The organism is Pseudoxanthomonas beigongshangi, assembly GCF_016820515.1.
Taxonomy (GTDB): Bacteria; Pseudomonadota; Gammaproteobacteria; order Xanthomonadales; family Xanthomonadaceae; genus Pseudoxanthomonas_A; species Pseudoxanthomonas_A beigongshangi.
Genome location: NZ_JADHDV010000034.1, coordinates 1 through 13,644 on the forward strand (window position 1 = coordinate 1; position 13,644 = coordinate 13,644).

At 65.4% G+C, this 13,644-nt stretch carries 12 protein-coding genes and 1 tRNA gene; 1 reads left to right on the top strand and 12 read right to left on the bottom strand.

The window, feature by feature from the left end; genetic code table 11:
- A partial coding sequence (locus tag IQ458_RS19700; protein ID WP_235996964.1) for a hypothetical protein occupies positions 1-224 on the top strand: 224 nt, incomplete at its 5' end.
- A gap of 149 nt (positions 225-373) precedes the next feature.
- On the opposite strand, the gene IQ458_RS17785 is transcribed toward IQ458_RS19700, so the two are convergent.
- The 12 genes from IQ458_RS17785 to IQ458_RS17840 form a co-directional block, all read right to left on the bottom strand.
- Positions 374-1,492, bottom strand: a complete 1,119-nt coding sequence (locus tag IQ458_RS17785) for an HDOD domain-containing protein (protein ID WP_235996966.1) — start codon at positions 1,490-1,492, stop codon at positions 374-376.
- A 174-nt stretch (positions 1,493-1,666) separates the two neighbouring features.
- Positions 1,667-2,536, bottom strand: coding sequence for a ribonuclease H-like domain-containing protein (locus tag IQ458_RS17790; protein ID WP_203323657.1), 870 nt, complete (start codon positions 2,534-2,536; stop codon positions 1,667-1,669).
- On the bottom strand, positions 2,533-4,947 hold the full coding sequence (locus tag IQ458_RS17795; RefSeq protein ID WP_203323658.1) for a DEAD/DEAH box helicase: 2,415 nt from the start codon (positions 4,945-4,947) through the stop codon (positions 2,533-2,535). Before IQ458_RS17795 ends, IQ458_RS17790 begins: the two co-directional genes overlap by 4 nt.
- Before the next feature lie 141 nt (positions 4,948-5,088).
- Positions 5,089-5,163, bottom strand: a tRNA-Val gene (locus tag IQ458_RS17800).
- A 98-nt stretch (positions 5,164-5,261) separates the two neighbouring features.
- Positions 5,262-5,606 (bottom strand): RidA family protein, encoded by a 345-nt coding sequence (locus tag IQ458_RS17805; RefSeq protein WP_141452518.1) that lies wholly within the window; start codon positions 5,604-5,606, stop codon positions 5,262-5,264.
- A 97-nt stretch (positions 5,607-5,703) separates the two neighbouring features.
- Entirely contained in the window at positions 5,704-7,536 is a 1,833-nt protein-coding gene (locus IQ458_RS17810) for a GGDEF domain-containing protein (RefSeq protein WP_203323659.1), read from the bottom strand.
- Between the two features lie 180 nt (positions 7,537-7,716).
- A complete protein-coding gene (locus IQ458_RS17815; RefSeq protein ID WP_203323660.1) occupies positions 7,717-9,507 on the bottom strand; it encodes a tetratricopeptide repeat-containing diguanylate cyclase in 1,791 nt (596 codons plus the stop codon).
- Between the two features lie 52 nt (positions 9,508-9,559).
- Positions 9,560-9,850, bottom strand: a complete 291-nt coding sequence (locus tag IQ458_RS17820; RefSeq protein WP_192198960.1) for a hypothetical protein — start codon at positions 9,848-9,850, stop codon at positions 9,560-9,562.
- The gene (locus IQ458_RS17825; protein WP_203323661.1) at positions 9,825-10,682 is read right to left on the bottom strand and encodes an SAM-dependent methyltransferase; all 858 of its coding nucleotides are present in this window, start codon (positions 10,680-10,682) and stop codon (positions 9,825-9,827) included. The genes IQ458_RS17820 and IQ458_RS17825 overlap by 26 nt, the downstream gene beginning before the upstream one ends.
- 101 nt (positions 10,683-10,783) lie before the next feature.
- A complete protein-coding gene (locus IQ458_RS17830; protein WP_203323662.1) occupies positions 10,784-12,520 on the bottom strand; it encodes a M1 family metallopeptidase in 1,737 nt (578 codons plus the stop codon).
- 107 nt (positions 12,521-12,627) lie between these two features.
- Entirely contained in the window at positions 12,628-13,074 is a 447-nt protein-coding gene (trxC, locus tag IQ458_RS17835) for a thioredoxin TrxC (protein WP_192198957.1), read from the bottom strand.
- On the bottom strand, positions 13,071-13,544 hold the full coding sequence (locus tag IQ458_RS17840; RefSeq protein ID WP_192198956.1) for an acetyltransferase: 474 nt from the start codon (positions 13,542-13,544) through the stop codon (positions 13,071-13,073). The genes trxC and IQ458_RS17840 overlap by 4 nt, the downstream gene beginning before the upstream one ends.
- Positions 13,545-13,644: the final 100 nt, after the last annotated feature.

Genomic DNA, 13,644 nt, shown 5'->3' on the forward strand with positions numbered 1-13,644 from the left:
GTGTCTACAGAACTCTGGCCGGTCCAATGAAAATGCATCTGCAAGCCAAACGCACGGTCACCCCCGCCAGTTATCCCGTTTTTTTTATATTGTGCTGCCAGCGCTTTGTTGTCCATATGCGCATGCAGCAAACAGCCTTTCCATCGAAAAAGCCCACGCCTTCGACAGTTCTGGCCCAGCAAGAGCCCTTATGGTCACACAAGCTCAAGCAAGCTCTCTTCTAGAGAAAGCTACGGGATTAAAAAACAGGAGGCACCCGGATATCTCAGCTATTGAGCCGATCCCAAGAGCCTTACGACGCACAAAGCTGACTCGGCTACTCTTCGGCCATTTCGCGTCAAACGTTTCAGTAGCACGAAACAGACCGGATGCCTCAAGCCGCGCTAGCCACCCGATCAAACAGGCTATCCGCCATCTCCCGCCAGCCGGCGAGTTGATGCAGCACGCCCAGCGATTTGAGGTAGTCCTCGTCGACCTGCTCATTGCTGGCGAGCGCGCCGGCGACGTGTACGGCACCGGGGACCCAGAAGCTGCGCAGGCTGGAGCGCTGCGGTTGGCGGTGGAAGGCGACGGCTTCGACGATCGGCATGGGAAGGCCCCACAGGCCGAGCAGGTAGGCGCCGGCTTCGGTGTGGCCGGGGCGTTCGTCGCCTTCGGCGGCGACGGGTTCGCGTTCGTCGCGTACGCCGGGCAGCAGCAGGCCGACGTCGGCGAGCAGCGCGGCGGTGGCGCCGAGTTCGGCGCTGGTTTTCGGCAGGATGCGCGCGGCCAGGCGCGAGGCGATCAACGCACGCTGTTGCAGGGCCAGGCGATCAACGTTGCTGCCGGTCTTGATCGAGAACACTTCGCTGGCCAGCACCAGATCACGCAGGGTCGCCAGCCCCAGCCTTGTGACCGCCGCGCGCAGGTCGGTGATGGCGCGGCCGTTGGAGAAATAGGCCGAGTTGCAAAGCTGCAATACCTTGGCGGCGATGGCCGGATCACCGGAGACGATGCGGGCGATGTCGTTGCTGTCGCCGTCGTCCTCTTCCAGTGCGCGGGTCAGCGCGAAGTACAGGTGCGGCGGCGACGGCAGGTGTTCGACCCGGCCGATGACGCGGCGCAGGCGCGGGCTGTCCAGCAGGTCGCGCAGTTCTTCCAGGCTGTGGATGGCTTCCAGCACGGTCTCGGAAGACAGTGGCAGCGGCAGGAAGCGATGGGCGACGCCAATCAGTTTGATGGGTGGAGAAACGCCGGCTTCGGTGTTTTCCAGCAGCGCGATGCGAATGGTTTCCGGACGCAGGGTGCGAATCTGGCCGAGCAGCGTGGCCGGTGGCAGGTCGGGCAGGCCCGGGCCGACGATCAACACGTCAATCGGGGAATTGGCGACCGCGAACATGGCGGCGTTGCCGTCGGCAACGAACTCGACCTTCCATTCGTCGCCCATGTCGCCGATGTAGTCGGCCAGATCATCGGGCAAACAGGCGGTGTCGCCCACATACAGGATCCGCAAGGCACTTCCCCTTCAAACCATTGTCCAGTGGCGCATCCGAACCCTGGATACACGCCCGCGCGAAAATCTACCGATTTTTCGGCCACGCGATGACATTCCTGAAGGGCTGTCACGCGATATTGCGCAGCCGTTCACACAACCGCCGTGGAAAGACGGCGTTGAAACCGGAATTCGTCAAATTTTTGGCGCGATTCCGGGCAGCGAACGCCCTTCCACCGGCCCGGCGGAAGACAAGTGCGCGAGCAGGCGGGCCAGCGTGACGACGTCCTGAAAGTTGTGTGCGGCCACCCGATGCAGCAGTTCGGACGAGCCGCCGCGCAGATAACCCAACCAGGCCGCGGGCGCTTCCGAACCTGGCAGGTCATCCTCGCGCACGATCTCCAGCGCGCGCCGCTCGATGGTGGCGAGGCGGCAGTTTTCCCAGACGCCACGATAGCGCCGACGGGTGGGATACAGCAGGTCCAGGTGGGCCAATCCTTCCAGCGGATTGCGACGACGCGCCAGCCGGTAGCGGGTGATCAGCAGGGGCGCGTCGTAGCAGCGCCCGTTGTAGCTGACCAGCCGCATGTCGGGCCGCAGCCAGCCGGCGAAGGTATCCAGCATGGCGCGCTCGGCGGCCAGGTGCGCGATCAGCAACTGTCGCACCCGCAGCCCTTCGGGAACGAAATCCGAGGCTCCGATCATGAAGGCGCGGGTGCCGGTGCCGCCCGCCAGTCCGGTGGTCTCGGTATCGAAGAAAAGAAGCTGCGAGGCGGAAAGAAGATCCTCGCGCGCGAACGCGCCGTCGAACGACTCGGGTATCACCGGCCACGGCAATATCCGCTCGCTCAGATGCAGGCCATCGGCGATCTCCTCGCCCGGCAGGATGCGCTGGTGCGCGGCGGCGCGCGAGGGCGGCGCCGAACGCGTGCGCACACCAAGCATCCGCCGCAACGAAGTGGCCATGTCGGTAGCCGGCGCGCGGACCGCAGGTGGCGATGCGACGGGTGTGGGATGCCCGGCCTGCTGGCGCAGCCGGCGCAAGTGCTCCAGCGCGGTACTCATGCGACCGCCAGCAATTCCAGCACGCGTCGCGCCAGCACCTTGGGAGTGACCTCGGCGGTCTCGTCCGCGGCCAGGATGGGGCCGACGCAGGCCGGACAACCGGCGCGGCAGCCGCAACCGTCGACCAATTCGCCCGCACGCCGCACCAGTTCAGCCTGCCGGCGCCACAGCGGTTCGCTCAGGCCGATGCCGCCAGGGTAGTTGTCGTACAGGTACAGCGTGGGCACGAAGCGGTCACCTTCCAGCGGCGACAGCAATTGCCCTTCGCCGCCGCGCAGTTGTCCCCTGCCCTGCGCATCCGGCACCGCGAACCAGGCGCCGTCGCCATCGCCCACCGCCTTCTGTAGATCCCGGCCTTCGGCCATTACCGCCACGGTGGCGGCGATGTGCAGCGCGTTGGCCGCGCCGAGGAAACCATCCAGCGCCTCCTGCCGCGAGGCGAAGCCCGCATGCAGGGGCTCCGGCCGCAGTTGCCACCACAGGCTGGTGGTGTGCATTTCCTGATCCGGCAGGTTGACCGGGCCGTAGCCGATGTTCTCGTGGGTGTAGTAGCGGATCTTCTTGTAGCCGGCCACGCGCCGGACCACGTGCACTTCGCCGTGATGGCAGGTGCCCTGCCCCGCGCGGCAGCCGTCGAAACGCTCCAGCACCTTCAGCTTGGTGTAGTCGATGGCGTCGGTGTAGTAGTCGACGTGGGTGCGGGTGACGTAGGCCTTGCGGCCTTCCCAGTCCAGCCGCTCGACCTGGTAGGGCGTGGACTGGATCATGTGGATGGCGCCTTCGTAGAGGGTCAGCGGCGCGGCGCTGAAATCCACTTCCGCGATGATGGTCTGGCGGCCGTCGGTGCGGTCCACCACCACGAAGTTGCCGTCCGCCACCGCGCGCAGGCTGACCGCGTTGGCCGGATAGCTGTCGGCGATCCATTCGTAGCGATCGCCCTCGCGATGGATCACGCTGTCCTCGCTCAGCAGTTCCAGGAATGGCGCCGGGTCCACCGGACCGAAATGCTCGCCCGCCAGGAACGGCAGTTCGAACGCCGCGCAGCGGATGTGATCGAGCAGGATCATCGGCTGGTCGGCGGCGATGCGCGCGTGTTCGGGCGTGCTGTCGGCGAAGAAGTCCGGATGCCGCACCACGTACTGGTCCAGCGGCTGCGAGCTGGCCACCAGCACGCCCAGCGAAGGCTGCTGGCGCCGGCCGGCGCGGCCGAAGCGCTGCCAGGTGGCGGAAATCGAGCCGGGATAACCGTTCAGCACCACCGCGTCCAGGCTGCCGATGTCCACGCCCAGTTCCAGCGCCGAGGTGGAAACGATGCCGTCGATGCGGCCGTCGCGCATGTCGCGCTCGGCCTGGCGGCGCTCGGTCGGCAGGTAGCCACCGCGATAGGCGCGGATCCGCGCGGGCTTGCGGGGATCGTGGTCGAACACATCCTTGAGGTACTTGGTCAGCACCTCCACCATGGTCCGCGACTGCGCGAACACCAGCGTCTTCAACCCCGCCTTGATCGCCAGCCGGGCGATGCGGTTGCTCTGCGAACGCGCGGATGCGCGCAGGCCCAGATCCGGATTGACCACTGGCGGATTCCACAGCAGCACATGCTTGTCGCCGCTGGGCGCGCCGGACTCGGTGATGGCGTGGACGTCGGCTTCCAGCAGCGCCTCGGCGTGCGCCTTGGGATTGCCGATGGTGGCCGAGCACAGGATGAACTGCGGCGAGGCGCCGTAGAACGCGCACACCCGGCGCAGGCGGCGCAGCACGTTGGCCACGTGCGAACCGAATACGCCACGGTAGGTATGGACTTCATCGATCACCACGTAGCGCAGGTTTTCGAAGAACTGCGCCCACTTGGTGTGGTGTGGGAGGATCGCCTGGTGCAGCATGTCCGGATTGCTGACCACGATATCGCCGTGCAGGCGGATGGCCTGGCGCGCGTCGCCCGGCGTATCGCCGTCGAAGGTGAAGGCCTTGATGCCCAACTCGCCGGCGGCGTTGAGTTCCAGCAGTTCGCTGACCTGATCCTGCGCCAGCGCCTTGGTCGGAAACAGGTACAGCGCCTTGGCGCTGCCGCCCATTACCGCCGACGCCACCGGCAGCGTGTAGCACAGCGACTTGCCCGAGGCGGTGGGCGTGGCGATGACCAGATTTTCGCCCGCCGCGGCGTGTGCCCAGGCTTCGGCCTGATGCGAATAGAGCCGCTCGACCCCGCGCTGGCGCAGCGCGCGCGCCAGCGCCGGCGGCAGGGTTTCCGGCAATGGGGCGTAGCGCCCCTCGCGCCCGGGCACGGTCAACTGGCCGGTCACTCGATCCGGATACTTGGCCGCCAACCGCTCGGACAGGCGACTGCCGTCGGTGGTACCGGCCGGCAGCAGGTCACGGTGGGAACGGGCGATTTGCCGGGCGGGTACGGACATGGGCGGACTCCAGAAAGGCCGTCATCACAAACCACCGCCGTCGCAGGATTTGAGATTGACGCCCGGGGCGCTCCCTCCTGCACGCCCCGACCGGACGCGAAAAAGCAAAGGCCCGGCTTGCGCCGGGCCTTTGCGTACAACTGGTGGGCGGTACAAGGTTCGAACTTGTGACCCCTGCCGTGTGAAAGCAGTGCTCTACCGCTGAGCTAACCGCCCGAATCTCGGGCCGCGTATGTTAATCGGGCCTGCCGGATAGGTCAAACATTTTTGCCCGCCGACCCGCAAAGGCCCGCCACGCGGGCCATTCCGACGGCTCAGACCGCGGCGGTCACCAGCACCTCGATGCGCCATTCGGCATTGGCCAGGCGGGCCTGGACCGTGGCGCGCGGCGGGGTGTGGCCGGGCACCACCCACTCGTCCCAGGCCTGGTTCATGCCCTCGAAGTCGAGCATGTCCTTCAAGAAGATTTCCACCCGCAGCAACTTGCTCTTGTCGGTCCCGGCCTGCGCGAGCAGCGCGTCGACGGCAGCCAGTACCTGCCGGGTCTGGCCGCGGATGTCCTGGCTGGCGTCGTCGGCGATCTGGCCGGCCAGGTAGACCACGCCGTTGTGGATGGCCATTTCCGACATGCGGGGGCCGACATCGAATCGCTGGATCATGGGGAAAGCTCCTTCATTCATCGGCACTGGCTGTGCCGCCGATGAAGCTTAACGCAGGCGCGGTTCACCTGGAGTCGCAAGGTGCGACGATGTCTTTTCAGCTTTCCTGTTCCTGCGTTTCCCGGCGTGCTGTCTCGCCGCTCGCCGGTACCGTCCGCCGTTCGGGCAACGAATAGCCACCTTCGTAGGCGCTGACCTGATTGCGACCGTCATGCTTTGACCGATACAGCATGCGGTCGGCGAGCGAAAACAACCTCGCGAGTTGATAGCCGGCCAACGCGGTGGTGGTGACGCCGAAGCTGGCGGTGACGAGGAAACGATGGCCCGTGCCCGAAGTATCGATGCGGGTGACGCGCTGGCGGCAATCCTCCGCCGCCTCGACCGCTTGCGCCAGGCTCATGCCAGGCAACAGCAGAGCGAATTCCTCCCCGCCCAGCCGGCCAACCACGGCATTGCGGTAATCCAGACCGCGGCAAAGCTCGGCCACCCGCACCAGCACCTGATCGCCGGCGGCGTGGCCGTAGCGATCATTGATCGTCTTGAAATGGTCGAGATCGAACATGACCAGCGCGACTTCCTGCTCGTTCCTCGCCCACTGGGCCAAAAGGCGTTCGGACTGGATGCTGAAATGGCTGCGGTTGCCGATGCCGGTCAGCGCGTCGGTCTGCGCCAGCCGCTTGAACATCATCTGGGTGCGCTTGGTGCGATATGCCCAGTAGCCGATGCTGGCCAGGAGCATGGTCAACAGCACCACCACCAGGCGGGTGTTCTGGACCGACTTGCTCTCCAGCTTGCGTTGCAGTTGCAGCAACTGGTTCTGGCTGCCAAGTCGCTGGATCTGCTCCGACTTTTCGAAGGTTTCCTGGCGGACAATCTGGTAGGCCAGCTCGCGCGCCTTGATCTCGTTGAGATAGGCCTTGTCGGCTTCCGCGTAGCGACGGTAATAGACCAGCGCGGTTTCCGTATCGCGCCTGCGCTCGGCGATCCGGTACATCGTGCGGTAGGCGCCGACCAGCGATTGGGTACTCGTGCCGACCGCTCCGCTGAGCGCAATCGCCTCGGAAGCATAGGTTTCCGACGCCTGCAAATCGCCACGCTCGAACAGCAGGTCGGCGAGCGTCGCCTTGACCAGCACGGCCAGATATGGATACCGGAACGACTCGACCTCCGCCATGTGCGAACGCAACAGCGCGATGGCCTCGGGGCGCTTGCGCTCCGCGGCCATCGTTTTCGCCAGGATCACGCGCATATGGTTGGCGAGCAGCCGCTCTCCGCCTTGCGTGCACTGCTCGATCGCTTCTTGCAGCGAGTCCATCCTGTCCGGAGACAGCGTCGCCAGGTTGAGCATCGCGTCGTACTTGAGATACTCGGCGAAGCAATGGGCACGGGCATCCGGCTGGCTGGCAAGGATGCGCTCGGCATACTGCATGCCCAGGCTGTACTGCCCAATCTCGTTGTGCAGATAGGAGGCTTCCACCAGGGCATGGATGCGCAACTGCGGGTCACGCACTTGATCCAGTTGCGGTAGCAGGCGACCAAGCTGCCGCAGGCTCTCCGCGAATCGCCGGCTCTTGGTGTAAAGATTCACCAGCAGTGCGCCGGCCCGGAAGCGGGTATCACTGTCGGTCGAAGACGCCATCAGCTTCTGCAACCGTGGAATCGCCGCTTCGTACTTGCCGGAAAAGGCAATCCCGTACGCCTCGAGATACGCCAATTGATCCTGTTGGAGACCTCGCAACTCCTGCCGCCTGCCCTGCAGCTGGCTGACGAGTTCGGCGAATCGCACGGGATCCCCACTGCGGATCGACTCGGCCTGCGCCAACAGTTCCGTCACTTCGGGCTTCGGCGTACCCGCGGCCACACTCGTCGATGCCAGCAGGGCCAGGCACAGGTAGCACGCCCGGAGGTAGCCCACGGCCCGGCGGCCCATCCCCGTGTCCGGGGTAGCCATCACCTGCCCATACCGCGTGAGTGCAGACGAACCCAACCGCATTGAACCTGTACTTCCCCCATTTTTTGGAGGCCCGCGCCGACCGGCCTGCCTGCGCACGATCTTATCGCATCGGTTCCCACTCGGTATCGGGCAGCCCGTTCAGGTGGCCAGTGTCGCTCAACCTGGTCGCGCGCCCTGCGTCTCGGCCACCTCGGTCCAGGACGCTTCAGGGGGATGGGATGCCTCGCCGTCATCCTGGGAAGCCGCCCGGAACGCGGTGACCCGATTGCGTCCCTGGGCTTTGGACTGGTAGAGCATCCGGTCCGCATCGGAAAGCAGCCGCTGCAGTACATAGCCGGATATGGCGGTCGAGGTAACTCCAAAACTCGCGGTCACCTGAATCCGCTGGCCGATCTCCGATGTATCGATGGAAGCGATACGCGTCCGGCAGTCCTCGGCCAGGCGAATCGCCGAGCGAAGATCACAGCCGTACATCAGCATCGCGAACTCCTCCCCGCCCAGACGCCCCAGCACATCGATCCGCCGGCACAGCGACTGGCATACCTGCGCCACCTGCTTGAGGACCCAATCGCCCGCCGGATGGCCGAACCGATCATTGATTGATTTGAAGTGGTCGAGGTCGAACATGATCACCGCCACTTCCTCTCCGTTGCGCTCGCATTGGCTCAACGTCCGCCCTGCCGACTGGGTGAAGTGGTGGCGGTTACAGATACCGGTCAACGCATCCGTCTCGGCAAGATGCTTCAGCGAAACCTGGACGCGCTTGGTCTTGTACGCCCAGTAGGCGATGGTCGCCAGCAACACGACCAGCAGGATGATAATCAGCCGGGTGTTCTGTCCCGCCTGTTTCTCCACCTTGCGTTGGAGTTTGAGCAGTTGGTTCTGGCTGTCCAGTCGCTGGATCTGCTGGGATTTTTCGAGAATCTCCTGGCGGACCATCTGATACGCGAGCTCGCGCGCCTTGACTTCGTTCAGATAGGCCCGGTCGGCTTCGGCATAACGGCGGTAATAGACCAGTGCCGTCTCCGAATCCTTCCGCGCCTCGGCGATCTGGTACATGGTCTTGTAGGCACTGGCCAGCGAGGAGGTGCTCCCGGGTGTGTTCTGGGCCAGACTCTCGTTCGCGTAGGTCTCCGCCGCGGCGTATTCGCCCGCGTCAAGCAAGAGTTCGGCCAGGAATGCCTTGACCTGCGCTATCAGGTGCGTATAGCCAGTCTCCTCGATCTCCTTCAGGTGCCCGTCCATCAAGGCGATGGCCTGCTTGCGGCGGTTGGATTCGGCCCATTTCTTGGCGAGGATCAACCGGATTCCATTGGCGGTGACCGTCTCGTGGGACGCGTCGCACTGGTTGATCGCTTCGACGACGACGTCGTCATCGAAAGGCAATTCGCCCAGGTTGTAGAGAGAATCGAATCGGGCCTGGTTGGCGAAACACAACGTACGCGCATCCGGTTCCTCTTCCAGGATCCGATCCGCATAGCGCAGGCCCAGGCGGTACTGTCCGACCTGGTTGTAGAGATAGGACGCCACGCCCAGGCCGTGATGACGCAACTTGGCCGATTGGATCTTGTCCACCAGGGTGAGGGTCTGCTCCAACTGGCGCAACCCGTCCGTAAACTGGCGGCGCAGGGCATGGGTGTTGACTATCAACGCGCCCGCCCGGAACTGGATCTCGGGATTGGTCGAGGCCTCCATCAACGCGCGGGCGTGCCTTATCGCCTCGTCATAGTGTCCGCGAAAGCTGAAGCCGTAGGCTCGCAGGTACTCGATCTGTTCCCTCTGGGCCTTGTCGGCGCGATCGATGTGCTGCTCCAGCTCACCCAGCAATCGCTGGAAGCGGTGCGGATCCGAACTCCGCGCCTCCTCGGCCTGCTGCAGCAGCGTCTCCAGTCCGGGGGACGCTGCCGCCATGGCCAGGAAGGGCAGACACAAGGCGAACGACAGCATCCCGCAACGCAGGATGGTTCGGATCGTCGCACGCCGGCCCACTGTCGTGACCTTATTCCTCTTCCGGCGCGTCGCCATCCGGGGTCGGGTCGCGCAGCGGTTCCGTATCGTCCGGGGTATCCAGCGGACTCGGCTCCTGGCCAGGCTCCCAGAGGATGCAGAACAACGGGGCGCGCTTTTCCAGCGCATCGGCCAGGGCCACCGCGTCCTGACGGCGCAGGGCGTCGCTTTCGTTGCCGGTCAACTCGAGCGAATCGATCATTTCCTGCAGTTGCTCGGCCGGCAGGCGCGACAGCGCCGGGTTCTGGCCCAGGGATTCAAGAAAACGTATTGCGTTTGACATGGTGCGTCCTCTGCGGTTGGTGGTGGAAGGAAGCCGGGGCGCGGTTGGCCACGGTTCCCAGCAATTCGAGCTTTTGGAGCAAGTCCCGGTTGGGCTGCATCGGGCATGCCGGAGGCACGACCAGAGTGGTCTGCAGATTCAATTCCATCATCGGCAAGGCCGACAGCGGGAACCGTTCCTGGCGCGGTTTCGTGATCGGCAAGGTAGCCGCTTCATAGGCGATCACATGGTGATTCAACGGATAATCCTGCGCCAGCAGGTCGACCAGCAACTGCCGTTCGGCGGACGATGTACTGAATCGCCGCAGGCTTCGGTCGCCGGCCAGGCCCACCTGCCAGAGGATCAAGTATGCGGAGGGATCGATGCGCCGCTGGTAGAGCATGAATTGGCTGGCTTCGTAATGCTGGCAGCCATAGGTGCCTGGATCGATGCCCAGGTCGGCGTAGAGACAGTCTTCCGCCGAGATGCCGGGCTCCATGCTCGCGTCGAATCCTTCCTCGCGGGCCTGCTCTATCGCCAGATGCGGCGCCAGCGCGAATACGCCGGGGTGGCCGTAGAACGCACCGCAGACATGCTTTCCGGCACGGACTTCCACCAGCATCGACTCCACCATCTCCCCATAGGTATCGCGGCGTGACTTGCCTTCCGCATACAGCGGTTGCAGGCTGCGGACATCGGCGTTCATTCCCTGCACCCACAACTCGACGAGGGGGTCGGAAACGGCGAGAAAGACGACATCTGCCTGTTCAATGTGACCGCGTGCGCGGGGGCCGATATGGGCCCCCAGCATCATCCCCGTTCCCACGCAGACCAGGCTTCCCCGCACGTCCATCGCGCCGCCGAAGGTTTCAAAGAGCGAAATCTAACGGTCCAGCCGCCGCAATGCAAAAAAATGCCGTGACAGGATCGGGGCGGTCCCCCATTCCGCGCCCCTCAGCGTGCCTTTCCCTTGGCCGCCTCCGCCGCCGCCTTGCGGCGCGCCTCGGCGTCCTGCTGGTATTCCACGATATGCGGCAATGCCCGCAGCAGGCGCGAAGCCGGATCCAGGGTATAGGTCTCGCCCACGGGGAGCGCCAACCGGCCCCGGCCGTTGTCCATGGCCACGGTCTGGACCTTGCCGTCCACCCCGCCGACACGGACTTCCACGGGTACCGGGAACGGCAGGTCGTCCGGGGTCTTCCAGCGCAGGTTCAGGCCGCTGGCGTCGCGCTCGGCGACCAGTTCCGGCAGCGCGGCGCGGTACAGGTAGACGTCGAAGAACCAGCCGTAGTCGCGGCCGGTCACCTTGCGGACGATGTCGATGTAGTCGCGGGTGGAGACATAGCGCGGCTTGAACTTGCCCGGCTGCGGCGTATCGGTGCCGTACACGGCCTGGCGGATGCTGGCGAAGAAGGCCTCGTCGCCAATCAGGCCGCGCAGCATGTGCAGCATCAGCGAGCCCTTGTAGTAGATATCCAGGCCCGGGCCATTCTCACGGTCATAGACGGTCTTCTCGGTCTGGCTCTTGCCGGACACGATCGGATACTTGTTCACCAGCCCGGCGCGCTGGTCCAGCAACGCGGCGTGGTACTCCATCTCGCCGCGCAGGTACTGCAGGTAGAGCGGCTGCATGTAGCTGCCGAAGCCCTCGTGCAGCCACATGTCGTCCCAGTCCACGTTGGTCAACTGGTTGCCGAACCACTCGTGGGCAAACTCGTGCTGCAGCAGCCAGTCGTAGCCGTACTTGTCCTTCTTGTAGTCGTTGCCGTAGGCGTTGATGGTCTGGTGTTCCATGCCCAGGTGCGGGGTTTCGACCACGCCCATCTTCTCGTCGCCGAATGGATACGGGCCGATGTTGCGTTCGAAGAAGTCCAGCACCTGCGGGAACTCGGCGAACAGGCCGCGCGCCTTCGCCTCGCGCCCCTTCAAATGCCAGAAATGCAGCGGGATGGTGTTGCCGAAGCGGCTGCGGTATTCGCCCTTCATCTCCTCGTAGGGACCGATGTTCAGGGCAATGGCATAGGTATTCGAATCGTGTGCGCGCCAGTGGTACGTGCGCCAGCCGTCCTTTTCCTGCATGCCCATGGCGATGCCGTTGCCGGCCGCAACCAGCGGTGCCGGCACGGTGATGTGCTGGTCCACGACCAACGGTTCGCCCTGCGGATGGTCGATGCAGGGCCAGAACAGGTCGCAGCCCTCGCCCTGCACCGCCGAGGCGACCCAGGGTTCGCCGGTGGGCGCGGTCGCCCAGACGAAGCCGCCGTCCCAGGGCGCGCGCTTGGCCACGTGCGGCTTCCCGCCATAGACGATGCGAACCTTCACCTGCTGCTCCGCCGCCACCGGCGCGGGCAGATCGATGGTCATGCGCCCTTCCGGATTGCGCCAGGCGCTGGCCGGCAGGACGGCGCCGTCGGCCTCGACCCGGCTGACCGCCAGGTTGCGGTCCAGATCCACGACCACCCGCTGGATCGGCGACCTGGCCCGGAAGGTCAACCGGGCGTCGCCCTGGATGGCCTTTTCCGCCGGCACGACCTTGAAGCTCAGGTCCGCATGCTCGAACACGACCGCCTCCTGTTCAGGCGCGCGCGGCACCCCGGAGTCACGGGTCAGGTCGGTGATGTCGGGCTGTTGGGCCAGGGCGGCCGCGGACAGGCTCAGGGACAGGGCAAGCATCAGGCGGGAGGACTTCATCGGCATCTCGGCTCCGTTCGGGGCGTGGCGACCACCACGACAACCGTCGATGGTGGCACGCCTGTCCGGACCAGGGGTATCCGACTGAAGTCATGGCGGGCGCGGGATCAAGCCCCGGCCAGCGCGCGCCGGGCCCAGTCCACGATCTGCTCGCGTGACAACGCCCCGGACTGGCGGGCCAGTTCACGCCCGCCGCGAATCAGGACCAGGGTCGGAATGCTGCGGATACCGTAGCGGGCGGCCAGCGCCGTCTCCGCTTCGGTGTCCACCTTGGCCAGGCGCATCCGCGGTTCCAGCGCCTGCGCCGCGGCCTCGAACTGCGGCGCCATCGCCAGGCACGGGGCGCACCACGGTGCCCAGAAGTCCACCAGCAGCGGGAGCTCGCTGCGCAGCGCGTGGCGGTCGAAGTCGCCGGTGGTCAGCGCCAATGGCCGCCCGCGAAACAGCGGCTGGTGGCAGCGCCCGCAACCGGGCGACTGGCCGAGCCGTTCCGGCGGCAGGCGGTTCATCGCCCCGCAATCCGGACAGGGAACCAGCCAGTGGGTTGCGTTCATCGCGTCTTTCGCCCCACCGTCTCGGTGCGGCCTTCGGACAACCGCAGGTGCAGCAGCGGGAACGGTTTGCCCAGCCCATCCCGTTCGGATCGCGATTCCAGCTCAAAGCCCATGTGCAGGTAGAACCCCACCGCCCCCGGGTTCTGTTCGTTCACGTCCACCCGGCGCGCGCCCCAGCTTTCAATCGCGTGACGGAGCAACGCCTTGCCCGCGCCGGTCCCGTGGTGGGCCGGGTCGACGAACAGCATCTCCACCTTGCCGGCCTCCACGCCGACGAACCCGCAGGGCTGGCCGTCGCCGGCCCGGGCCACCGCCAGTCGCTCGGCGGAAGGGAGATAGCCATCGCGCACCAGCGGCCGGAACATCTGGATGTCGGCCTCCTCCAGGAAGTGGTGGGTGGCGCGGACGGCGGACTCCCAGACCTCGAGCAGGCGCGGCAGATCGGCGTTGGTGGCGGCTTCGATTTTCATCCGCACAGCTTGCCACGATCGGCGCAGGGGACGCGGTTGTAATCCGCGCTTCCGTTTGTCTTTCCCATCCGTCGTTTTCACTCCACCAGCCACGGAAAGG